The sequence below is a fragment of the Streptomyces sp. MS19 genome, from assembly GCF_047200595.1.
GTDB lineage: Bacteria > Actinomycetota > Actinomycetes > Streptomycetales > Streptomycetaceae > Streptomyces.
On record NZ_JBJZOH010000001.1, the window covers coordinates 479,225 to 500,951 of the forward strand.

A 21,727-nucleotide genomic window follows, 5' to 3' on the forward strand; every position below is an offset into this window, starting at 1 on the left:
GCCGCGCCCACTATATGAACTCGGGGCCGCCCGTGGGGGAACAGGAGGGACACCGTTCTCCCTGCCGCGCCCGCCCCGCGTCACCGCACCGCGCCCGCCGTCAGGCCGGTCTGCACCTGCCGCTGGAAGGCGACGTACACGGCCAGCACCGGCAGCATCGCCAGCGTCACGCCCGCGTACAGCGCGCCCCAGTCCCCCTCGTACCCCTGCTGCACCATGAGGGCGGCCAGGCCCTGCGGCAGCACGGCGTCGTCGGGATCGCCCACGTTGAGGACCCGGGGCAGGACGAACTGGTTCCACTGGCCGAGGAAGTTGAAGATCCCGACGCTGATCAGCCCCGGGCGGGCCATCGGCATCATGATCTGGAAGAACGTCCGGGTGTGCGAGGCGCCGTCCAGTGTCGCCGCCTCCTGCACGGCGCCGGGCAGCGTGCGGAAGAAGGAGACGAGGAAGAAGACGGTGAACGGGAGGGAGTAGGCGATGTAGACGAGGATCAGGCCCTGCCGGGTGTTCAGGAGGCCGAAGTTGTTGAGGACGAAGAACAGCGGCACGATCGCCAGGAAGACCGGGAACATCATCCCGCCGGTGAACAGCAGGTGCACCGCCCGGTTGCCGGGGAAGGTGAACCGGGCCACCACGTACGCCGCCATCGCGCCGAGCAGCATCGTGCCGGTCAGCGAACCGCACAGGATGACCGCCGAGTTGAGCGCGTAGCGGCCGATGTCGGCGGACGACCAGGCGTTCGAGAAGTTCTCCCAGGCGAGGTCGGTCGGCAGGCCGAAGGGGTCGGAGACCAGGTCGCTGTGCGGCCGGAAGCTGGAGATGACGACCCAGAGCACCGGTCCCGCCGCCAGCACGGCCCACAGGACGAGGAACGAGTGGGCGAAGACGTTCAGCACGCCGCCGCCCGTACCGGCGCGCACCTCGGCGCCCTCGCCGGAGCGCGTGTTGCTCATCGCTTGGGTTCTCCTCAGAACTCGATGCGGTCCCGCCGGCCCACGCGCATCATGAGGACCGCGAAGACGAGGGTGATGAGGAAGAGGGCGACGCCGATCGCCGTGGCGTACCCGGCCTGGCCGTCGCGGAACGCCTTCTCGTAGAGGTAGCTGGGAAGGACGTCCATGCCGTGCTCCGGCACCATCACGTTGACGAGGGCGAAGGCGTCGAGGGCCTGGATGCCCATGTAGATCCAGCCGGTCCTGACCGTCTCCCAGGTCAGCGGGAAGGTGATGCGGAAGAACGTGACCGAGCGCCCGGCGCCGTCGAGCAGCGCCGCCTCGTAGATCTCCCCCGGGATCGCGCTCATCGCGGCGGAGAACAGCACGACGTAGAAACCGACGAACGACCAGCACAGGACCGCGAGGACGCACCAGCGCGCGACGTCGCCGCCGAGCCAGTCCTCGCGCCGCCAGGAATCGAGGCCGACGACGCCCAGACCCTCGTTCAGAATTCCGCTGCGGGGGCTGTAGATGCGCGTCCAGATCACCGCGATGATCGCCAGTGAGAGCACCTGCGGGAAGAAATAGACGATCTTGTAGAAGCCGGAGCCGGCCACCCCGGAAATCGCCTGGTCGCGGCGTCTGCGTCCGCCCGCGCTCAGCATGAAGGCGAAGAACAGGCCGAGCGCGAGCGTGATCAGGGGCGCGGCGACGAGGAGCAGCAGGCTGTTGCGCGTCGCGTCCCAGAAAGACTGGTCGTTCCACAGCCGTTCGTAGTTCTCGAAGCCGGTGAAGGTGTAATCGCTGCTGAATCCGGTCCAGTCCGTCATCGAGTAGAAGAACGCCTGGACGAAGGGCGAGACGACGAGGACCAGGTAGACCAGCAGCGGGAGGGAGAGGAACCACGCGACGAAGCGGTACTGCTCAAGGCGCCGGTAGCGGCGGTCGTACCGCACGCGGCGCGGGGTCCAGCGCGGCGGCGTGAGGAACGCCGCCGCGAACAGCAGCCGGTCGGCCGCGGAGAGCCGGTCGGGTGCCCTGGTGCGCGCGGGCGGCGGGCCCCCCTGCGGCGGGACCGTGCCCGCCGCCGCCCGCTCCGTGCTCGTTGCGCCTTCCATGCCGCCCCTCAGCGTGTGAACTTGGTGATGGAGTCGTCCTGGGCGGTGGCGTCCGCGGCGCGCTGGCAGCGGTTGATCGCCTCGTCCGGCTCGATCTCCCCGGCCATCATCTCGGCGATGGCGCCGCCGATCTCCTCGTTGTTGAGCTGCCGGTACCAGCCGGGCATACGGGGGATCAGCAGGTTGTCGCCCGCAGCGGCGAGGACCTCCGCCGCGCTGGTGAGGCCCGGGGGCAGTTCGAGGCCGTCCGCCGCGCCGCGCACGCAGGACAGCGACGAGACCAGCTCGGTGAAGTTCCGCGCCGACTCGCGGCCGAGCATGATCCGCAGGAACTCCAGGCCGCCCGCGACGTTGTCGCCCTGCGCCGGGACGAAGAACGGCTCGCTGCCGGACGCCCACAGCGTGCCGAACGGCATCGCGTCCGACGTGTCGAGGCCGGTGGGCGGGCCGACGGCCATGTCGAAGTCGGGCGGGGTGTTGGCGGCCGACTCGTTCTCGACCCAGGAGCCGTTGGGGATGAACAGGGCGCGGTACTGGTTCCACTCGTCCTGGGACTCCTCGTGGGTCATCCCGGGGCTGCCCTGGAGGACGTAGCCGCGCGCGGTCAGCTCGTGGTACGCCTCGAAGGCGGCGCGTACGGCGTCGTGGCGCCAGGCGTTGGGCTCCAGGTTGTCGATCGCCTGGAGGACCTCGGGGCCGCCGATCTTGCCGATGAAGGGGTAGAGCGTGAAGTTGAAGTAGTACGGATAGACGCCGGCGTACGTCCAGCCCGCCATGCCCTCGCGCTTCGCGGCCTCGCAGACGGCGAGCATCTCGTCCCAGGTCTGCGGGTACTCGGCGCCGATGCGGGCGAGCGCCGTGCGGGAGTACCACTGTCCGTAGACGGTGAAGGCGTAGTTGAGCTGGTACATCTGCTCGCCGCCGAACTGGCCCACCTCGATGGTGCCGGGCATCAGCGAGTCGCGGACCGTGACGGACGGGTCGTCGAGGGAGGGGGCGTCGAGCAGCTCGGTCAGGTCGTGCGCCTGCTCGTTGCGGATCAGGGCGGCGATGTCCAGGGCCTCGGCGCCCGAGTTGTTGATGACGTCCGGCGGGTCGCCCTGGACCAGGCGGGGCTGGAGGCGGGTCTGGATCTCCTGCGTCTTGTCGTGCGCGACCTCGCCGTAGGAGGCGCTGTAGATGGCCTCGGCGTCGAGGGCGTACTGGTCGCCGAAACCGCCGTCGAAGATCATGACTTCGAGTTCCGCGTCGGTGACGCCGAAGGGGTTCGTCTCGGAGGTCTCGCCGCGTTCCGCGTTCTCTCCGTTCCCGTCGTCCCCGCCGCCGCTCGCGCAGGCGGAGAGGGCGCCGACCGCCGGAATCGTGAACAGACCCGCGGCCGCGGATCTCCTGATGAGGGTCCTGCGCGGGAGGTACGGACCTGAATTCATGTTCGAGTCCTCGCCTTCGTGGGGCCGCGCGGGTGAGGCCCGCCCGGATTCCCGACAGGTATAGTCCACTCGCCGCGGGCGGGGAAGATCGCCGACGCCCGACGGCGGGAGACTTTCCCGAGTTGAGATCTCCGGGACACACGCGAAGGGCCGCCCGCATCGTCAAATGCGGGCGGCCCGTGCGTTTGGGACGTGAACGCGCTTTTGCCGAAAGCGCGTTATCGCGTCACTTCCGTCACTTGCGGATCAGGGAACGGAGCACATACCGCGACATGCTTCCACTACCCGGTCGTTCCACAGGATTTCGAGGACGAGGGCGTTCTGGCACTGATCCCCGCATAAAATCGCCGCAATGCCCATGGTTTCCGGGGGTGGAGGGCAGACCTGGCCAGGTTTTCCTACCGCCGACGCAGCAGCTCGACACGCGCGACACGCGCGACACGGCGAGTCAACGTGCTCCGTCGGCGATCGTTGTCGGCGTGAGGGGCGACACGGCCGAGAACAGCAGCGATGCACCACGGTCAGTTCGACGCTCGGCACGCACGACCGCGAGCGTCGAGCACGCCGACCATCAGAGTGCCTTGCGAACACGATGGCCGCGCCGCCCACGAGTGACATCAAGGTCCACGGTCGCGGCAACCACACAGCGATGATCCTCATAGGACGCGCGCTCACCGACCATGGGGTGAGGCGCTGCGAAGCGCGCCTACTTCGTCTCGTTCGGGTGACTCGTGTGCACCTGCTCCAGGAAGACCGTGCGCTCGTGGACGTAGAACCAGATGCGCGCGGTGCCCTTCGCAGTCGGTTTGTGCTGCCACCGATCATGGGTCGCGCCGCCACGCTCGATGACGCCGAGCTCACCCTTGAGCCGATAGTTCGTCGGCGTGGTGGACAGTGGTGTCCGCGTGAGGAAGTCCCAGGTCTCCGTCATGGGGTTGCGGATCGTCGCCACGAGGTCGCGCCACCCCTTCTGCGCGTCGGCTGTGGCGCAGCGGAGCTCGTACTCGATCTTCTTCGGAGGGCGAGGAACCAGCTCGCCCTTCCTGGCGGCTGCCACGGCTACGGACGCTCCACGGTCTCATCGTCGTCGAACCACTCCAGACCGGCGCTGCCGTTGCCGAGCCCGGCCGCGACGGCGGTGGCCGTCTCCTTCCAGGAGGTCAGCTCTGCGATCGCGAGGTGCGGCTGGTCGGTGGAGAACGACGCGCGCGCCGCATCGACGAGGTCCTGCGCGCAGGACCCCCGGTCGGCCGGCGACAGCGCGAGCATCCAAGGGAACACCCTGGACATCCGCTCGGCGAGCGAGCCGCGGTCGTCGAGGGTGACGGTGATGAGCTGCGCGGCGAAGCGCAGCAGGCGGGCACGGCCCTCGGCCTCGCGCTGCGACATCAGGACCAGAGCCTCGCCGTCGCGCCGGGTCACTGTCACGGGGTGGTCCTCGGCCTCGGCGAAGACCTCGGCGGAATGCCTGCTCAGGTCCGAGGAGCGCCGAGTCGCCACAGGGAGGTCTGATGCGATGGCCATGGAACCATGGTATTCGGAACGTATTCGGAAATCCAGTGGAAACCGCGGAGTGCATGCGCCAGGCTCGACCTCTGGATGCGGGACGCCGGAGGTCTGCGTCGTCACAGGACGCGCAGCTCCGCTCCGGGAACAGATCGCACGCGATCATGGTCACAGGCGGCATCTCCCGCACCGTCGAACGCGAGCGCCCTGCCCCCGCACGAGATGCGGGGGCAGGGCGCTCCTTCATGCCAGGTCAAGAACGGGCAAGTTGGCGCAGCACGTAGTGCATGATGCCGCCATTGCGGTAGTAATCAGCTTCCCCAGGAGTGTCGATGCGCACCACGGCGTCGAATTCGACGCCGGTGTCGGTGGACACGCGCACCGTCTCCGGGACGCCGCCGTCGTTCAGCGCGGTGATGCCCGCGATGGCGAACGTCTCCTCGCCGGTCAGACCGAGGGAGTCCGCCGTCTCGCCGGCCGGGAACTGGAGCGGCAGGACGCCCATGCCGATCAGGTTCGACCGGTGGATGCGCTCGTACGACTCGGCGACGACCGCGCGCACGCCCAGCAGCGCGGTGCCCTTGGCCGCCCAGTCACGGGACGAGCCGGAGCCGTACTCCTTGCCCGCCAGGACGACCAGCGGGACGCCCGCCTCCTGGTAGTTGCGCGACGCGTCGTAGATGAACGCGACCTCGCCGTCCCGCGTGAAGTCGCGGGTGTAGCCGCCCTCGGTGCCGGGGGCGATCTGGTTGCGCAGCCGGATGTTGGCGAAGGTACCGCGGATCATGACCTCGTGGTTGCCGCGGCGGGAGCCGTAGGAGTTGAAGTCGCGCCGCTCGACACCGTGCTCGGTGAGGTACCTGCCGGCCGGGGTGTCGGCCTTGATGGCGCCGGCGGGCGAGATGTGGTCGGTGGTGACCGAGTCGCCCAGCTTGGCCAGGACGCGGGCGCCGGAGATGTCGGTGACGGGCTCCGGGTCGGTCCCCATGCCCTCGAAGTACGGGGGCTTGCGGACGTAGGTGGACTCGGCGTCCCACTCGAAGGTGTCGCCGGTCGGGATGGGCAGTGCGTTCCACTGGGCGTCGCCCGCGAAGACGTCGGAGTAGCTCTGGCCGAACATCTCCTGGCCGATGGCGGAGGCGACGACCTCCTCGATCTCCCGCTCGGTCGGCCAGATGTCCTTCAGGTAGACCGGCTCGCCGTCGGTGTCGGTGCCCAGCGGCTCGCTGGTGATGTCCACGGTCATGGACCCGGCGATGGCGTAGGCGACGACGAGGGGCGGGGACGCCAGGTAGTTCATCTTGACGTCGGGGTTGATGCGGCCCTCGAAGTTGCGGTTGCCGGAGAGGACGGAGACGACGGCGAGGTCGTTCTCGTTCACCGCGGCCGACACCTCGTCCGGGAGGGGCCCGGAGTTGCCGATGCAGGTGGTGCAGCCGTAACCGACCAGGTTGAAGCCGAGCTTGTCGAGGTACGGGGTCAGGCCCGCGCGGTCGTAGTAGTCCATGACGACCTTGGAGCCGGGCGCCAGGGTGGTCTTGACCCACGGCTTGCGGGTGAGGCCGCGCTCGACCGCCTTCTTGGCCAGCAGGGCGGCGCCGACCATGACCGACGGGTTCGACGTGTTGGTGCAGGAGGTGATCGCGGCGACGGTGACCGCGCCGTGGTCGATCTCGTACGTGCTGCCGTCGGGGGCCGTGACGGTGACCTGGCGGCTCGTCACACCGTTCGAGACGGCCGGGGCGTCGGAGGCGGGGAAGGACTCTTTGCCCGCCTCGTCCACGTCGCTGCTCGGCAGGTACGCGCGGACGTCCTCGCCGAACTTGCGCTTGGCGTCGGTCAGCGCGATGCGGTCCTGCGGGCGCTTCGGGCCGGCGATCGACGGCACGACGTCGGCCAGGTCCAGCTCCAGGTACTCGGAGAACTCCGGCTCGGCGGCCGGGTCGTGCCACAGCCCCTGCTCCTTGGTGTACGCCTCGACGAGCGCGAGCTGCTGCGCGTCGCGGCCGGTCAGCCGCAGGTAGCTGATGGTCTCGGCGTCGATCGGGAAGATCGCGGCGGTGGAGCCGAACTCCGGCGACATGTTGCCGATGGTGGCGCGGTTCGCGAGCGGCACGGCGGCGACGCCGTCGCCGTAGAACTCGACGAACTTGCCGACCACGCCGTGCTTGCGCAGCATCTCGGTGATGGTGAGCACGAGGTCGGTGGCGGTGGTGCCGGTGGGCAGCTCGCCGGTCAGCTTGAAGCCGACGACGCGCGGGATCAGCATGGAGACGGGCTGGCCGAGCATGGCCGCCTCCGCCTCGATGCCGCCGACGCCCCAGCCGAGGACGCCGAGGCCGTTGACCATCGTGGTGTGCGAGTCGGTGCCGACGAGGGTGTCGGGGTACGCCTGGCCGTTCCTGACCATGACGGTGCGGGCCAGGTGCTCGATGTTCACCTGGTGGACGATGCCGGTGCCGGGCGGGACGACCTTGAACTCGTCGAACGCCGTCTGCCCCCAGCGCAGGAACTGGTAGCGCTCGCGGTTGCGGCCGTACTCCAGCTCCACGTTCTGCTGGAACGCGTCGGCGGTGCCGAAGCGGTCGGCGATGACGGAGTGGTCGATGACCAGCTCGGCGGGCGCCAGCGGGTTGACGCGCGACGGGTCGCCGCCCAGCTCGCGGACGGCCTCGCGCATGGTGGCGAGGTCCACGACGCAGGGCACGCCGGTGAAGTCCTGCATGATCACGCGGGCGGGCGTGAACTGGATCTCCTGGCTGGGCAGCGCGCTCGCGTCCCAGTCGCCGAGGGCGCGGATGTGATCCGCGGTGATGTTGGCCCCGTCCTCGGTGCGCAGGAGGTTCTCCAGCAGAACCTTCAGGCTGTACGGCAGGCGGCCCGAGCCCGGCACCTTGTCCAGCCGGTAGATCTCGTACGACTCGTCGCCCACCCGCAGGGTGTCGCGTGCGTCGAAGCTGTTGGCCGACACGACTGTCTCCTTCACCACATGGATTCGCGCGTTACACGGCAATCCTGCCGTTCGCACCATGCGGTGGCTCGCTAAGGTGACCCTAACCAAGCCCCCGTACGGGCGGGGCGGCGGCCGTTGCCGTCTCCAGATATCTCGATGTCAAGATAAGACTAGTACATCGCCTGCCCTCGGCACGCCACCCCACACCTCCGGCGGCGGCGCGTGCGCGTCCGTGCGGGTCAGCGCCGGGCGCGGCGGCGGCGCAGGAGGGCGGCGGTCACGCGTCACCTCGGGTAGGGGGTCAGGAAAGAAGAACAGAGGGTCTGAAAGACCGGCCGAGCCTATCCCCGGCGGCCGGGGCGCAGCTGGAGGGGCGGCGGGGCGACTGCCCCACCTGCGTCTTCCCGGATATGGGATATTCTCCCGGCTATGAGAGAGAAAGCGGGAGACGCCGAGGAGATGGAGGCGCGGCTCGCGCGGCGCCTCGGGGAGTTGCGGACCGGTCGCGGCTGGTCGCTCGACGAGCTGGTGGGGCGGACGGGGGTCAGCCGCTCCACGCTGTCCCGGCTGGAGCGGGGCGAGATGAGCCCGACGGCCGGCGTGCTCAACAAGCTGTGCGCCGCGTACGGGCACACCATGTCGCGGCTGCTGGCCGAGGTGGAGGAACGGCCCGCGCACCTGGTGCCGGCGGCGCGGCAGTCCATATGGCGGGACGAGGCGTCCGGATTCGTGCGGCGGTCGGTGTCGCCGCCGCACCCGGGGCTGCGCGGCGAGGTCGTGGAGGGGACGCTGCCGCCTGGCGCGGACCTCGCGTACGACGGGCCGTCCGTCGCCGGGCTCGAACAGCACCTCTGGGTGCTGGAGGGCGCGCTCACCGTCTCGGTGGGCGGCGGGGAGCGGGAGGAGACCTACGAGGTGGGGACGGGCGACTGCCTGCGGTTCCGCGTGTGGGGGCGGTCGCGGTTCCGCTGCGCGGGCCGGGAGGCCGTACGGTACGCGCTGCTGGTGGTGCTGCCGTGACGGCGCGGATCGTCCGGCCGGCGGCCCGGGACTTCGCGGCGGCGGTGCCTGGCCTCGCGGACCTCTTCGCCGACGTGGTGGCGGACGGCGCGTCGCTCGGCTTCGTGGCACCTTTCGGTCGTGCCGCGGCGGAGGCGTGGTGGACCGAGCAGGGCGCCGCGGTGGTGGACGGCGGTCTCACCATCTGGACGGCCGAGGAGGACGGACGGATCGTCGGGACGGTCAGTCTCGCGCGCAACCCGAAACCGAACGGGCGGCACCGGGCGGAGATCGTCAAACTGATGGTGCACCCGGACGCGCGCGGCCGAGGGCTCGCGCGCGCCCTGCTGGCACGCGCCGAACAGGCGGCGGCGGACGAGGGATTCGGGCTGCTCCTGCTCGACACCGAGACGGGCAGCCCGGCCGAGCGCCTCTACCTGAGCGCGGGGTGGATCCGTTACGGCGTCGTCCCCGCGTACGCGGCGGACCCGGCCGGGGCGCTGAAGGACTGTTCCTTCTTCTACCGGACGCTCGGCTGACGCCGGGGGCGGGCCTCACACGGCGGGGCCTGCCCCAACCGCCTCCAGGTCGCGCGCGACGGCGCCCGCCCGCCCGGCGAACAGCCGGACCGCGCCCGTGTCGTCCCCCAGCCGCCAGACCAGTCCGTATCGCACGGGCGGCGCGTCGCGCACCGGCAGCCAGGTGACGCCGGGGCGCGCGTGGTACAGGGCGGTGCGCGCGCCGGTGGGCAGCGCGCCCTGGCCCGCCGCGACCATGATCAGCGCCTCCTGGAGCGTGGTGGCGACCGGTCCGCGGGACGCGCCGTCCGCCAGGTGGCGGGCCGGCCAGACGTCGAGCAGCGGGACGCGCGCGAGGTCCGCGACCGACACCGAGTCCCGCGCCGACAGGGGGTGACGGGACGCGACGGCGACCGTCTGCTCCTCCGTGAACAGCGTGGGCCCGTGCGCGAGGTCCGGCTGCCGGACGGGGAAGTCCGCCAGCTGGACGTCGAACTCGCCCTTCCGCAACTGCCCGTACGGGTCGGAGAGCGACACCTCGCAGACCTCGATGGACAGTCCGCGGTGGTCCGCGCGCAGCGCCTCCGCCACCCGCATCACCACCTCACCGGCCATCGGCGTCGTGAAGCCCGCGAGCAGCACGCCGTCCACGCCGTTCGCCGCCGCCCTGGCGCGGGCCACGGCGTCCTCGATGCCCCGGTGGTGCGGGGCCAGGTCGTCCCGCAGCCTGCGGCCCAGCGCGGTGAGCGCGACCCGGCGGCTGGTCCGCGTGAACAGCGGCGCGCCGACGCGGCGTTCGAGGCGCTGCACGAGCTGGCTGACGCGCGCCTTGGACAGGCGCATACGGTCCGCGGTGCGGGTGAAGTGCAGCTCTTCGGCCAGGATGAGGAAGCACTCCAGCTCGTCGCGCTCCATACGGACCCTCCGGGTCGGGGCGGTTCGTCAAGGACAGCTGAACGAACGTCGAGCGGATCGGCGTTGTTCCCGCGCGCGTGACGGCGGAGGCTGGGAGAGCGCGGCACCCCCGGTCCTCCGGCCGGCAAGGGCTCCCGCGCACACCGTCCCGTTCCTCCGCACCGTGTTTCCCGCGCCTCTCCAGCGCACCTTTCATCCCGATACACCCCTTTTCCCTCTCCATCACTTCGAGGAGTGCACATGAGCGCGCTGAACACCCGTAAATGGGGCGTGCTTCTCGTCCTGTCGGGCGCCATCTTCCTGGAGGGCATCGACGTGGCGATGCTCAACGTGGCGCTCCCCGCCATCCGGGCCGATCTCGGGCTCGCCACGGGCGAGCTGCAATGGGTGATGAGCGCCTACGTGCTCGGCTACGGCGGCTTCATGCTGCTCGGCGGGCGGGCCGCCGACCTGTTCGGCCGGCGGCGGATGTTCCTGTTCTGGCTGACCGTCTTCCTGCTCTTCTCCGGCCTCGGCGGATTCGCCACCGAGGGCTGGACGCTGATCACGGCCCGCTTCGTCACCGGCGTCGCCGCCGCGTTCATGACCCCGGCCGGTCTGTCGATCGTCACCACGACGTACGAGGAGGGCCCGGAGCGCGACAAGGCCCTGCTGATCTACTCGGGCACCGGGGCGGGCGGCTTCACGGTCGGCCTGGTCGCCGGTGGCCTGCTCGCGTCGGTGGGCTGGCGCTGGGTGTTCTTCGCGCCGGTGATCCTGTCGCTGGTCCTGCTCGTCGCGGCCCTGGTGTGGGTGCCGAAGCCGCAGGCGGCCGAGCCCCGTACGGCGCGGCGGGTGGACGCCGGGGGCGCGCTGGCCGTCACGGCGGGGCTGATCCTGATCGTGCTCGGTGTCGAGCGCGCGTCCCACACCACCGCCGCGTGGACGGTGGGGACGCTCGGCGCGGGGCTGCTGGCGCTCGGCGCCTTCGTCGCCGTCGAGCGGCGGACGGCCGACCCGCTGGTGCGGCTCGGGATCTTCCGCAACGCCGCCCTGGTGCGGGCGAACATCGGCGCGCTCCTCTTCGCGGCCGGGTTCTTCGCCTTCCAGTTCATCGTGGTGCTCTACCTCCAGGAACTGCGCGGCTGGTCCACGGTCGAGACGAGCCTCGCGCTGCTGGTGGCGGGCCTGGACGCGGTGCTGTCGCCGACCCTGACGCCCCGGCTCGTCGCCCGCTTCGGGAACGCGCGCGTCATCTTCGGCGGGCTGCTGACGGCGGCGCTCGCGTACGGGCTGTTCCTGCGGGTCGAGGCGGACTGGACGTACGCGGCCATGTTCCCGAGCCTGCTGCTCGTCGGGCTGGCGTTCGCGCTGGCCTACGGGCCGCTGACCATCGTCGGGACCGAGGGCATCGCGGAGGAGGAGCAGGGCCTCGCGGGCGGACTGCTCTACACGTCCTTCCAGTTCGGCGCGGCCCTCGGGCTGTCGGCGGCGACGGCGGTGAACGTCGCGGCGACGGCGTCGGCCTCACCCGGCGCGCTGCTCGACGGGTACCGGGCGGCGCTGCTCGTGCCGCTCGTGGCGGCGCTGGTGGCGGCGGTCGTCACGGCGTTCGGGCTGCGGGGCGGGCGGCGGCGGCAGGTCGCGGTGGCCGGGGGGACGGGCGCGGAGGCGCCGGAGCGGCTGGCGGCGCCGACGGCCGGGTGACCGTACGGCTTCAGCCGGCCGGGAGGGCCGCGATCCAGGCGACGCGTTCCGCCAGGGCGGCGGCGCGTGCGCGGTCGGGCGCGGGCAGCGCGCCGGTGGTGCCGACGATCCGCGGGCCCCACTCGGCGAGGAGCGGATCGTCCGGCGCCAGGGCCGCGGCGCGCACCATCAGACCGGCGGCGCGCTCGCGGGAGTCGGCCGTGGAGGCGGCGCGGTGCAGCAGGACGGCATCGCGCAGGTGGCGGTGGGCGCGGTCCACGTCGAGGAGGCGGGCGAGGTCGGCGAGAGGCGCGCGCGAGTCGTCCACCCGCAGGTCCACGGGCTCGTCGTCGCCGACGACCAGCAGCGCGGCCGACTGCCTGCCGCGCCGGTCGCCACCCGCCTCGTCGCCCGCGCGGAGGGCGGCGAGCAGCCGTTCGGGCAGGGGCAGTCCGGCGGCGGCGCGCCAGCCGCGCACGAGGGCGGGGACGATGTCGGGACCGGCCAGGGTGTTGCCCTGGGCCGTGGCGTGTTCGACGGCCATGTCCGCGGCGCTGTCCGCGCACTCCCCGCCTGTCCAGGCGGCGGTGCGGCCGGTCGTGTCCACGACGGCGAGCTGCCGCACGGCGGCGTCCGGGAGCGCCCGCAGCGCGGCGACCGCCTCGTCGGGGGAGGCGCCCCGTTCCAGGAGGTCGAGCGCCGCGCGCGGGTGCCGGAAGTCGGACGCGGCCTGGCCCACGGCGACGCCGACGCCGCTCCTGGCGACCGGCGCGCGGGCACCGATGGCCAGGACGCAGCTGGCCACGGCGACGCCCGTCAGCCCGCCGGCGGGGTCGTGACCGATGAGGGAGAACGTCATGCCGCCCACCCTGCCGGTCGGCCGGCGGCGAGGGCCAATGGATTGCTCAGCGTTGTGCGACGCCACGCGGGTCGAGAGGCGTGAACGTTCCCAGCCGGTCCTCGACGGCCTGGGCGGCTGCCAGGCACAGGTCCTCGCGGAAGGCGCGGCCGACGAGCTGCACCCCGTGCGGCAGGCCGTCCGCCACGCCGGTCGGCACCGCCACGGCGGGGACGCCCGCGAAGCTGGTCGCCGTGCACAGGCGCATGGCGGTGGCGACCCTGTCGCGGCCCGCCGCGTCGCGCGACTCGACGCCCGGCTCGACCGGCGGCTCGGTGAACACCGGTCCGAGCAGGAGGGGATGGGCGTACAGGAACTCGGCCCAGGAGCGCCGGATGCCGAGCCAGGTGCCCGTCAGCCGGACCAGTTCGGCCGCGTCGGCGGGGTGTGCGCGTTCCATGGCCATGGCGATGTACCGGTCCCCGCCCTCGCCGAGCAGGGTGCGGACGACCGGCCAGGTGGGCGCGAACTCGGTGAGGGTGACGCGGCCGTAGACGTCGAGCGCCTCGTCAAGACGGGGCACGTCGTCCACCTCCCGGACGTCGTAGCCCGCGTCACGCAGGGCGTCCGCCGCGGTGGCGACGGCCGCGCGCACCGCCGGATGGACGCCGTGCCCGCCCGGGTCGGCCACGACGGCGACCGTGGGCGGCCCCGGCAGCGGCTCGCCGTACAGCGGCACGGGCACGGCGCGCGGGTCGCGCGGGTCGGTCCCGGCCAGCGCCTCGTAGGCCAGCCGCAGGTCGGCGACGGTGCGGGCGAGCGGTCCGTCCGTGACGAGGGCCTGGGTCGCCGGGCCCGGGTCGTCCGGCCCGATGACGCGGAGGTCGGCGGGGAAGCGGCCGGTGGTCGGCTTGAGCGCGGTGACGCCGCAGAACTGGGCGGGGACGCGCACCGATCCGCCGGAGTCGTTCCCGAGTCCGAGGGCGGCCATACCCGTCGCGACGGCCACCGCGTCACCGCCGCTGGAGCCGCCGGGGGTCCTGCCGGGGTCCCAGGGGTTGACGGTGTCGCCGAAGAGTTCGCTGCGCGTGTGCATGCCGGCGAGGACGAGGGTGGGCATGTTGCTGTGGCCGAGCGGCACGGCGCCCGCCGCCCGCAGCCGGGCGACGGGGAGCGCGTCGCGCTCGGCGACCATGTCCCGGAAGCGCGGGACGCCGAACGTCGTCGGCAGCCCTTCGACGGGGGTGCTCTCCTTCACGGTGAACGGCACGCCCGCGAGCGGCCCGAGGGGCTCGCCCGCGGCTCTGCGGCGGTCCGTCTCCGCGGCCGCCCCGCGCGCCCGGTCGGCCTGCTGCTGCGTGACGGCGTTCACGCGCGGGTTGACGTCGGCGACGCGTTCCAGGTGGCTGTCCACCAGGGCGGCGGCCGAGACGTCCCCGCGCCGCACCGCCGCGGCCTGTTCGGCGGCGGTCATCCTCCACAGCGCGTCGTGCATGGGGCGTTCCCTTCCTGTTTCGCGGACCCGTTCCGATGCGCTCGCATCGGATACCGCGTCGGAACCCTAGCGCGGAACCGATACGGGCGCATCGAATAAAGTGGGGGCGCGCGGCCGGACGGGCCGCCGACGCGTCGAGGAGGCGAACGGGCGTGCCCAGACAGGTGGATCACGCGGAGCGGCGGCGCGTCGTCGCCGGGGCCGTCTGCCGCCTCGCGGACGAGCGGGGGCTCGAAGGCGTGACCCTGCGGGACGTCGCGGACCGGGCGGGGGTGTCGATGGGCGCCGTGCAGCGGTGCTTCGGGACCAAGGAGGAGATGCTCGTCTTCACGCTCGGCCTGATCGGCGAGCGGATCGGGGAACGCGCGCGGGCGCGCCTCGCGCGGAGCCCGGCCCAGTCGGCCGCGACCGCCGTGGGGCACGCGGCGGTCGAGATCGCGCTGCTGGAGGAGGAGCACCGGGCGGAGGCGCGGGTGTGGCTCGCCTTCGTGGCGCAGGCTGCGGTGAGCGAACCGCTCGCCGCGACGCTGCGGGAGAACTACGCGGCGCTCCAGGGCTCGTTCACCCGGCTGCTCGCGGAAGCGGGCACGGGGGCCGACGCGGAGCGGGAGGCGCACGCCCTCCTCGCCCTGGCGGACGGGCTCACCGCACACGTGCTCGTCGGCCACCTCACGGCCGCGCAGGCGCGGGACGTCCTCGACGCGCATCTGCGGCAGCTCTGGACACGGGTCTCCCCCGGCACCGCCTGAACCGAACGGCCGGGGGCGGGCGCGCCGCCCCGGGCGCGCCGCCCCGGTCGAGGAGGCGTCGCAGGCCGGGGCCGGGTGCCGATTCCACATCGTCCGACCACCGACCCGCCGCCCGGCACAGGCCCGAGTCAGCACGCCCGGCGACCGCACGCTGACCCACTGGGGGAAAGGTCCCGCACCGCCCGGTCTTCCCCGGGACCGTGGACGGCGGACGGCAGACTCACCACCCCGGGGCGGCGCCGGGGCGGGACCTGGCGTTCCGGTCAGGCCGGGGCGGGGCCCGCTAGCGCGGCCCGCAGCAGTGTCACCAACTCCTCGTCGCCCACGCCGAGTTTCCGCGCCTCGGCGACGAGGGCGTGGACCGAGGTCAGCAGCGCCGCCCGCGAGCGGGCGGTGGCGTCCGAGGTGACCGCGGCGCCCCGGCCCCGGCGCAGCTCTATCAATCCCTCGTCCCGCAGCCGCTGGTAACCGCGCAGGACCGTGTGCATGTTGACCCCGAGCGAGGAGGCCAGCTCGCGGGCGGGCGGCAGCCGCTCCCCCGGCACGGCCGCGCCGTCCGCCACCGCGCCGCGCACGCAGGCGGCTATCTGCTCGCCCAGCGGCACGGGCGACTCGGGGCTTATCCGGAAGAGCACGTCAGCCGTCCGCCCGCCGCTGTTCCAGCAGCCCGTTGAGCAGCGCGGCGGCGGTGACGGAGTCGTCCACGGTGACGACGAACTCCCGCCCGTTCCGCAGCCGCAGGCTCAGCGCCTTCCCCGAGCGCAGCACGACGCCCGACGCGCCCGGCCGTATGCGGTAGCCCCAGCCGCCGAAGTCGGCCAGCGGGCTCACGTCGCGCGTCCCGGCGTTGGTGATGCGGTCCAGGGGGAACCGCAGACGGGGGCGGGGCAGCAGCGGCGAGGCCACCGCGACGCCACGCCGGTCCACTGTGACCCGGACGCTGCCGAGCAGCCCCGTGAACAGGGCCACGCTCAGCAGGACCAGCCCGGCGGGCCACTCTCCGAATATCAGCGCCACGAGACCCGCCGTTCCGGTGACGACGCCGGTGCCCAGCAGGACGCGTGACCCGGCCCGGCGGCTCCAGACGGCGGACTCCCTCGGGGCGAGGCGCAGCGGGGGCGTCGCAGCGGCGGCGGCACCCTCCCCCGGCTCCGGGTCGCGGCCCGCGAGCAGCCAGGCCAGGGCGCCCACGGCCAGGGCGGCGGCGAAGGCGACGGCCATCAGCCACAGCGGCATGGAGGCGTCGGCGGGATCGGCGGCGTCGCGGTTGACGACCACCAGGCCGACCAGCGGCGGGCCGATCACCGTCGCCGTGCCCGCGCCGATCGCCGTCATCCAGCGCTGCGCCGGCGGTCCGCTCCTGCGCGCCAGCACGACCGTCACGACGAGCAGGACGCCCACGCCCAGCAGGACGCCGGTCCCCGTCCACAGCGCCGCCGCGCGGCTCTGGAAGTCGTCCGCCCCGCCGCTGCCGGTGAAGTGGGTGGCGAGCCGGTCGGGCAACTGGTCGTACCAGGCGAGGAAGCAGGCGGTGAAGGCCGCGAGCGCGGCGGCGAACGGCACGGCCACCAGCGCGGCGCGCCGCGCGGTCCGCGCCCCTCCCATGTCCGGCTTCCCTCCGCTTGCCCCGCTCCCCCGTCGGGCCTCGCTCCTCGGCATCTCACATCCCCCTTCGTCGGCGTCCCTGGCCGGTGCCCACCGGGCCTTCGGCCAGTTGTTCGCGTATCGCTAGAACAATCCAACCATACCCTCGAACGGCGTGTCGTCACCCGAACGGGGGAGCCCAACAAGCGTCATCTCATATGTGAGATAGGCTCAGTCATATGATCGACGACTACCTCGCCCGGATCGGACAGCTCATTCGGGACGCACGTCAGCATCGTGGCTGGACGCAGGTCCAGCTCGCCGAGGCGCTCGGCACCAGCCAGAGCGCGGTCAATCGCATCGAGCGGGGGAATCAGAACATCAGCCTTGAGATGATCGCACGTATCGGCGAGGCCCTCGACAGCGAGATCGTGTCGCTGGGTTACGCCGGTCCGATGCATCTCAGGGTGGTCGGCGGCCGGCGGCTGCACGGCAGCATCGACGTCAAGACGAGCAAGAACGCCTGCGTCGCCCTGCTCTGCGCCTGCCTGCTCAACTCCGGGCGCACCGTGCTGCGCAGGGTCGCCCGCATCGAAGAGGTCTTCCGCATCCTGGAGGTCCTCGGCTCGATCGGCGTACGCAGCCGCTGGATCAACGACGGCAGGGACCTGGAGATCGTGCCCCCCGCCGAGCTGGACCTCGGCGCCATCGACAAGGAAGCGGCCCTGCGCACCCGGAGCATCATCATGTTCCTGGGCCCGCTCCTGCACCGCATGGACTACTTCCGCATCCCCTACGCGGGCGGCTGCGACCTCGGCACCCGCACCGTCGAGCCGCACATGATGGCGCTGCGGCGCTTCGGCCTCGAAGTCACCGCCACCGAGGGCATGTACCACGCCCAGGTCACCCGGGGCGTCTCCCCTGACCGGCCGATCGTCCTGACCGAGCGCGGCGACACCGTGACCGAGAACGCGCTGCTCGCCGCCGCCCGGCACGACGGCATCACCACGATCCGCAACGCCTCGTCCAACTACATGGTCCAGGACCTCTGTTTCTTCCTGGAGCAGCTCGGCGTGCGGATCGAGGGCGTGGGCACCACGACCCTGACCGTCCACGGCGTGCCCGACATCAACCGGGACGTGGACTACTCGCCCTCCGAGGACCCGGTGGAGGCGATGAGCCTCATCGCGGCGGCCGTCGTCACCGAGTCCGAGCTGACGATCCGCCGGGTGCCGCTGGAGTTCCTGGAGATCGAGCTGGCGGTCCTGGAGGGCATGGGCCTCGACCACGACCTCGGCCGCGAGTACCGCGCCGACAACGGGCGGACGCGGCTCGCGGACCTGACCGTGCGGCCCTCCAAACTGGAGGCGCCGATCGACAAGATCCACCCGATGCCGTTCCCCGGCCTCAACATCGACAACGCCCCGTTCTTCGCGGCCATCGCGGCGACGGCGCACGGCTCGACGCTGATCCACGACTGGGTCTACGACAACCGGGCGATCTACCTCACCGACCTGAACCGCCTCGGCGGCCGCCTCCAACTCCTCGACCCGCACCGCGTCCTGGTCGAGGGCCCGACACGCTGGCGGGCGGCGGAGATGATGTGCCCACCCGCACTCCGCCCGGCAGTGGTCGTCCTGCTGGCGATGATGGCGGCGGAGGGCACCTCGGTGCTCCGCAACGTCTACGTGATCAACCGCGGCTACGAAGACCTGGCCGAACGCCTCAACTCCGTGGGCGCCCAGATCGAAACGTTCCGCAACATCTGAGGCGGCGAAGCCACCGCACCCCGACTGGCCTTCACGGATGAGGCGCGAGGGTGGGTGCGGTGGCTTCCGCGGAGCTTCCGGCCGGGACACGTAAGCACTCCGCGATCACGTGGTACGCGCACACCCGGCACCGGCCGGCGACGGCGCGCAGCGGCGCGGCCCGCCCCCGGCTCGCCGCCGCGCCTGGCGGGAGCGACGCATGCATGGGTCACGCCATCGTCCCCGCCCGGATCGAAGGCCGGCCGTGCCCCCGGAACCGGGGAATGCCGGACGCGCTCCCCCGTCGGCCGGCCCGGACATCCGGGGACGGACGCCACACGGCCCGCCCCTCGCGGAGAACACCGGCCTCGCGGGGGATGTCCGGCCGGCATGCTCGCTCCGGGCCCCCTCAGGCGCGCGGGGCCGTGGAAGGGGTGAGGGTGTACAGGCCGAGGTCCGGGGGGCCGAGTGGCCGCGCACAGAGCCCCGCGGCTTCCGACTCCGCTCGCAACGTCGTCCCGTCGAGGAGATGCCAGGGGTAGCTCACCGTCTGCTCGGCCACCTGCCGGCCGTCATGGTGGGTGCGGTAGGTCATGTGCCAGAGCAGGGTGGTGTCGCCCGCGGGCTCCGCGCGGGCCCATCCCTCGTACCGGCGGCGTCCCACGTGAGCCGTGGCGGCCAAGGTGTCGGGGATGGCGATGGGTTCGGTGGGCGGTTGGAGGTTGAGCAGGGCACGGCCGCCGGGAGCGAGGCGGGTGGCCAGCAGATGCCAGACGGCCCGGCGTTCGGCCGGGGGGAAGTGGCCGATGACGTTGAGGGCGATCACGAGGCCGAGCCGGTCCGGCAGTTCGGCCGCCGGCAGGGGTTCCGGCAGGACGGTGACCCGGGGGCGCAGCGCGTCGTGGCCGGCGAGCCTGGCGAGCAGGGCCGCCCGCAGACCGGGGGACGGTTCGACGGCGATGATCTCCGACTCCGGCAGGGTCTCACCGAGCAGCAGCGTGCCCCGGCCGCTGCCGGCGCCGATGTCGAGGACGGGGCCCGTCGCGGCGTCGATGTCCCGGATGGCTTCGGCGAGGACGGGGCCCGCGACATCCCAGAACGGGGTGATCAGGAGGTCGATGTACTCGGCGGAGGCGGCGTAGGCGTCGGCGTCGGTCATGGGGTTCCTGCCCTGGACGAGGAGAGGTCGAGGAAGTGGACGAGCGGATCGCCGCGCAACGCCTCCATGACGTGCCCGGGGTCGAGGACGTCGGCGGTGAAGTGGGCGCCGGGGGGTGTCCGGCCTGCGAGAACGGCGTGAGCGGCGAGGGCCGCCATGAGGCCGCTGACGTGGTAGGGGTCGCCGATGCGCAGGGTGAGCGAGCGGACGACTCCGTGGGCGGTGCGGGTCTGGAACGCCAGGACGTAGTAGGGGGTGCGGTCACGTAGGTCGGCGTTGGCCGCGGCGGTCAGCGCGGCGGCGTGTTCTGGCAGGTACCGGGGGTCGTCGGCCCAGGCCATCGCGAGGGCGGTGGGAATGGCCTCGGAGGGGTAGGCGGCGTGGGCGCGCAGTTCGGCGAGGCCGAGGTCGGCGGCGAGGCGGGCGCACTCGGTGGTCAGGTAGGGCATGGCGTCGACGGGTTCGGGGAAGCCGGCCGGCTGGACGCCGCGTCGTGGCGCGAGGGACCGGGGGACGGCCTGTCCGTGGCGCCAGGAGGCCATCGGCTCGCCGAAGTCGGGGCCCTGGGCGAGCAGGATGTCGAGGGCGGAGGCCGGGGTGATGCGGACCGCGCCGCCCGCGTAGCTGTCGAGTCGGTCGCCCGCGCCTGCGATCAGCCGGGGCAGCAGCCCGGTGAGGCCGGGCATGATCCCGGCGGAGAACAGGGCGGTACGGCCGCCGAAGCCGGCGTCCTCGCGGGCGAGCAGCGCCCGGTGGGCCGGGAGGTCTCCGGCGGCGTCCACATAGGAGGCGCCGGCCGCGCGGGCGGCGCGGGCGACGGTGTCGAGGAGCCGGTAGGAGGGCCCGGCGCAGTTGACCACGAGCTGTGTACCCGCGCAGAACTCGCCGAGGGCGAGCGGGTCTTCGGCGTCCACGGCAAAGGGCTGGGCGCCGGGCAGTTCGGCGCAGAGTGCGGCGGCCCGGTCCCGGCTCCGGCCGCCGACGCGCAGCCGACGGTGGCCGAGCGCGGCGAGCCGGCGGACGGCGGTGGCGCCGACCGCGCCGTAGCCGCCGAGCACGGCGATCAGCGGATCTCTCATCGTTCCTTCCCTCAACATCCTATTCTAATGATAATCGTTTCCAGTAGATCTGTTGCTACGGGAGGGAGTTTCCCCGGTGTTCGAGGTGATCGTGATCGGTGGCGGTCCGGCTGGGCTGAGCGGGGCATTGGTCCTGGGGCGTCAGCGGCGGCGCGTGCTGGTGGCGGACGGAGGCCAGGTACGCAACGCACCGGCCGACCAGATGCACATGTACCTGAGCCGGGACGGCTTCCCGCCGAAGGAGTTGCTCGCGCTGGGCCGTGAGGAACTCGCCGCCTACCCCGGCGTCGAGCTGCGGAGCGGGGAGGTGAGCTCGGTCAAGGGCGAACTCGACGACTTCACCGTGCGGTTCGCGGACGGCCGCGAGGAGCGGGCGCGGCGGTTGCTGCTGGCCACCGGGCTGGTGGACGAGCCGTTCGCCATCCCCGGCCTCGCCGAGCGATTCGGACGCGGCGTCTACCACTGCCCGTTCTGTCACGGCTGGGAGGCCGGCGGCCACACGCTCGCCGTGATCGGCCGGGACGTGCCCCAGGTCATGCTCGGCCTGTACCTGGCGGACCGCTACAGCGACGACGTGGTGGTGCTGACGGACGGCCCGCACGAGCTGCCGGACGAGGTCCTCGGCCGGCTCGCGGCGCGCGGCGTGGTGGTGCGTACCGAGGGGGTGGCGGAGGTGACAGGCGGACCCGGCGCGCTGCGGCTGCGGTTGGCGGACGGTTCGGTGGTGGAGCGGCAGTCGGTCTTCCACCGGGCGCCGGTTCGGCAGCGTGCCTCGTTCGCGGCCGACCTGGGCTGCGAGGTGCTGCCGGACGGCTGCGTACGGGTGGACGAGTTCCAGGCCACCACGGTGCCGGGGGTGTCGGCGGCCGGCGACATGGCCAGGCTGGCGGCGTTGCCCGACGCGTTGACGCTGGTGAGCCAGGCCGCGGCGGACGGGGTGCGGGCCGCGGTCTGGCTGGAGCAGGGTCTGTTCCGGGCGGGTCTGACGGCCGGCTGACAGAGCCGGGTGGCGGGTCCGCCGACCCGCCACCCG

General features: G+C 72.6%; 19 protein-coding genes. 6 read left to right on the forward strand and 13 right to left on the reverse strand.

What is annotated here, in order from left to right:
• Positions 1–80 precede the first annotated feature (80 nt).
• The 6 genes from ACL02R_RS02225 to acnA all read right to left on the reverse strand — a co-directional run bounded on the left by ACL02R_RS02225 (position 81) and on the right by acnA (position 7,963).
• Positions 81–956 carry a carbohydrate ABC transporter permease gene (locus ACL02R_RS02225; RefSeq protein ID WP_412795084.1) on the reverse strand — a complete coding sequence of 292 codons (876 nt, stop codon included), beginning with the start codon at positions 954–956 and terminating at the stop codon, positions 81–83.
• A 14-nt stretch (positions 957–970) separates the two neighbouring features.
• Positions 971–2,056 (reverse strand): carbohydrate ABC transporter permease, encoded by a 1,086-nt coding sequence (locus ACL02R_RS02230; protein ID WP_412795085.1) that lies wholly within the window; start codon positions 2,054–2,056, stop codon positions 971–973.
• Positions 2,057–2,064: 8 nt separating this feature from the next.
• Positions 2,065–3,486: an N-acetylglucosamine/diacetylchitobiose ABC transporter substrate-binding protein gene (ngcE, locus tag ACL02R_RS02235; protein ID WP_412795086.1), complete on the reverse strand. Its 1,422-nt coding sequence runs from the start codon at positions 3,484–3,486 to the stop codon at positions 2,065–2,067.
• A 706-nt stretch (positions 3,487–4,192) separates the two neighbouring features.
• Entirely contained in the window at positions 4,193–4,543 is a 351-nt protein-coding gene (locus ACL02R_RS02240; protein ID WP_412795087.1) for a hypothetical protein, read from the reverse strand.
• Positions 4,544–4,545: 2 nt separating this feature from the next.
• On the reverse strand, positions 4,546–5,010 hold the full coding sequence (locus ACL02R_RS02245; RefSeq protein ID WP_412795088.1) for a prevent-host-death protein: 465 nt from the start codon (positions 5,008–5,010) through the stop codon (positions 4,546–4,548).
• A 235-nt stretch (positions 5,011–5,245) separates the two neighbouring features.
• Positions 5,246–7,963, reverse strand: coding sequence for an aconitate hydratase AcnA (gene acnA / locus ACL02R_RS02250; RefSeq protein WP_412795089.1), 2,718 nt, complete (start codon positions 7,961–7,963; stop codon positions 5,246–5,248).
• A 411-nt stretch (positions 7,964–8,374) separates the two neighbouring features.
• On the opposite strand from acnA, the gene ACL02R_RS02255 reads away from it, so the two are divergent.
• Positions 8,375–8,965 carry a helix-turn-helix domain-containing protein gene (locus ACL02R_RS02255; RefSeq protein WP_412795090.1) on the forward strand — a complete coding sequence of 197 codons (591 nt, stop codon included), beginning with the start codon at positions 8,375–8,377 and terminating at the stop codon, positions 8,963–8,965.
• Complete coding sequence (locus tag ACL02R_RS02260; RefSeq protein ID WP_412795091.1) at positions 8,962–9,483, forward strand: N-acetyltransferase family protein; 522 nt, start codon at positions 8,962–8,964, stop codon at positions 9,481–9,483. The genes ACL02R_RS02255 and ACL02R_RS02260 overlap by 4 nt, the downstream gene beginning before the upstream one ends.
• A 15-nt stretch (positions 9,484–9,498) precedes the next feature.
• Here ACL02R_RS02260 and ACL02R_RS02265 read toward each other — a convergent pair whose 3' ends face one another.
• Positions 9,499–10,377 (reverse strand): LysR family transcriptional regulator, encoded by an 879-nt coding sequence (locus tag ACL02R_RS02265; RefSeq protein ID WP_412795092.1) that lies wholly within the window; start codon positions 10,375–10,377, stop codon positions 9,499–9,501.
• Positions 10,378–10,617: 240 nt separating this feature from the next.
• Between ACL02R_RS02265 and ACL02R_RS02270 the strand changes: the two genes are divergently transcribed.
• A complete protein-coding gene (locus ACL02R_RS02270; RefSeq protein ID WP_412795093.1) occupies positions 10,618–12,063 on the forward strand; it encodes an MFS transporter in 1,446 nt (481 codons plus the stop codon).
• 10 nt (positions 12,064–12,073) lie between these two features.
• Here ACL02R_RS02270 and ACL02R_RS02275 read toward each other — a convergent pair whose 3' ends face one another.
• Both ACL02R_RS02275 and ACL02R_RS02280 read right to left on the reverse strand, forming a co-directional pair.
• The gene (locus tag ACL02R_RS02275; RefSeq protein WP_412795094.1) at positions 12,074–12,901 is read right to left on the reverse strand and encodes a DUF1028 domain-containing protein; all 828 of its coding nucleotides are present in this window, start codon (positions 12,899–12,901) and stop codon (positions 12,074–12,076) included.
• A 46-nt stretch (positions 12,902–12,947) separates the two neighbouring features.
• Complete coding sequence (locus ACL02R_RS02280; protein ID WP_412795095.1) at positions 12,948–14,375, reverse strand: amidase; 1,428 nt, start codon at positions 14,373–14,375, stop codon at positions 12,948–12,950.
• Between the two features lie 152 nt (positions 14,376–14,527).
• Between ACL02R_RS02280 and ACL02R_RS02285 the strand changes: the two genes are divergently transcribed.
• Positions 14,528–15,124 (forward strand): TetR/AcrR family transcriptional regulator, encoded by a 597-nt coding sequence (locus ACL02R_RS02285; RefSeq protein WP_412795096.1) that lies wholly within the window; start codon positions 14,528–14,530, stop codon positions 15,122–15,124.
• A 263-nt stretch (positions 15,125–15,387) separates the two neighbouring features.
• Here ACL02R_RS02285 and ACL02R_RS02290 read toward each other — a convergent pair whose 3' ends face one another.
• Together ACL02R_RS02290 and ACL02R_RS02295 are read right to left on the reverse strand one after the other, a co-directional pair.
• Positions 15,388–15,759: a GntR family transcriptional regulator gene (locus ACL02R_RS02290; RefSeq protein ID WP_412795097.1), complete on the reverse strand. Its 372-nt coding sequence runs from the start codon at positions 15,757–15,759 to the stop codon at positions 15,388–15,390.
• A 1-nt stretch (position 15,760) separates the two neighbouring features.
• Entirely contained in the window at positions 15,761–16,729 is a 969-nt protein-coding gene (locus ACL02R_RS02295) for a DUF1648 domain-containing protein (protein ID WP_412795098.1), read from the reverse strand.
• Between the two features lie 218 nt (positions 16,730–16,947).
• Here ACL02R_RS02295 and ACL02R_RS02300 point away from each other — a divergent pair, with 218 nt between their 5' ends.
• Complete coding sequence (locus ACL02R_RS02300) at positions 16,948–18,477, forward strand: helix-turn-helix domain-containing protein (protein WP_412795099.1); 1,530 nt, start codon at positions 16,948–16,950, stop codon at positions 18,475–18,477.
• 388 nt (positions 18,478–18,865) lie between these two features.
• Here the strand turns inward: ACL02R_RS02300 and ACL02R_RS02305 are convergent, their stop codons facing one another.
• Both ACL02R_RS02305 and ACL02R_RS02310 read right to left on the reverse strand, forming a co-directional pair.
• Positions 18,866–19,615 (reverse strand): class I SAM-dependent methyltransferase, encoded by a 750-nt coding sequence (locus ACL02R_RS02305; RefSeq protein ID WP_412795100.1) that lies wholly within the window; start codon positions 19,613–19,615, stop codon positions 18,866–18,868.
• Complete coding sequence (locus ACL02R_RS02310; RefSeq protein WP_412795101.1) at positions 19,612–20,694, reverse strand: saccharopine dehydrogenase NADP-binding domain-containing protein; 1,083 nt, start codon at positions 20,692–20,694, stop codon at positions 19,612–19,614. Before ACL02R_RS02310 ends, ACL02R_RS02305 begins: the two co-directional genes overlap by 4 nt.
• A gap of 76 nt (positions 20,695–20,770) precedes the next feature.
• On the opposite strand from ACL02R_RS02310, the gene ACL02R_RS02315 reads away from it, so the two are divergent.
• Positions 20,771–21,691, forward strand: a complete 921-nt coding sequence (locus tag ACL02R_RS02315) for an NAD(P)/FAD-dependent oxidoreductase (RefSeq protein WP_412795102.1) — start codon at positions 20,771–20,773, stop codon at positions 21,689–21,691.
• Positions 21,692–21,727: the final 36 nt, after the last annotated feature.

Coding starts and splice junctions, on each gene's coding strand:
- ACL02R_RS02245 (WP_412795088.1), bottom strand. CDS start 5,010: ATGGCCATCGCATCAGACCTCCCTGTGGCGACTCGGCGCTCCTCGGAC.
- ACL02R_RS02300 (WP_412795099.1), top strand. CDS start 16,948: ATGATCGACGACTACCTCGCCCGGATCGGACAGCTCATTCGGGACGCA.
- ngcE (WP_412795086.1), bottom strand. CDS start 3,486: ATGAATTCAGGTCCGTACCTCCCGCGCAGGACCCTCATCAGGAGATCC.
- ACL02R_RS02305 (WP_412795100.1), bottom strand. CDS start 19,615: ATGACCGACGCCGACGCCTACGCCGCCTCCGCCGAGTACATCGACCTC.
- ACL02R_RS02280 (WP_412795095.1), bottom strand. CDS start 14,375: ATGCACGACGCGCTGTGGAGGATGACCGCCGCCGAACAGGCCGCGGCG.
- ACL02R_RS02265 (WP_412795092.1), bottom strand. CDS start 10,377: ATGGAGCGCGACGAGCTGGAGTGCTTCCTCATCCTGGCCGAAGAGCTG.
- ACL02R_RS02225 (WP_412795084.1), bottom strand. CDS start 956: ATGAGCAACACGCGCTCCGGCGAGGGCGCCGAGGTGCGCGCCGGTACG.
- ACL02R_RS02255 (WP_412795090.1), top strand. CDS start 8,375: ATGAGAGAGAAAGCGGGAGACGCCGAGGAGATGGAGGCGCGGCTCGCG.
- ACL02R_RS02310 (WP_412795101.1), bottom strand. CDS start 20,694: ATGAGAGATCCGCTGATCGCCGTGCTCGGCGGCTACGGCGCGGTCGGC.
- ACL02R_RS02230 (WP_412795085.1), bottom strand. CDS start 2,056: ATGGAAGGCGCAACGAGCACGGAGCGGGCGGCGGCGGGCACGGTCCCG.
- ACL02R_RS02270 (WP_412795093.1), top strand. CDS start 10,618: ATGAGCGCGCTGAACACCCGTAAATGGGGCGTGCTTCTCGTCCTGTCG.
- ACL02R_RS02295 (WP_412795098.1), bottom strand. CDS start 16,729: ATGGGAGGGGCGCGGACCGCGCGGCGCGCCGCGCTGGTGGCCGTGCCG.
- ACL02R_RS02275 (WP_412795094.1), bottom strand. CDS start 12,901: ATGACGTTCTCCCTCATCGGTCACGACCCCGCCGGCGGGCTGACGGGC.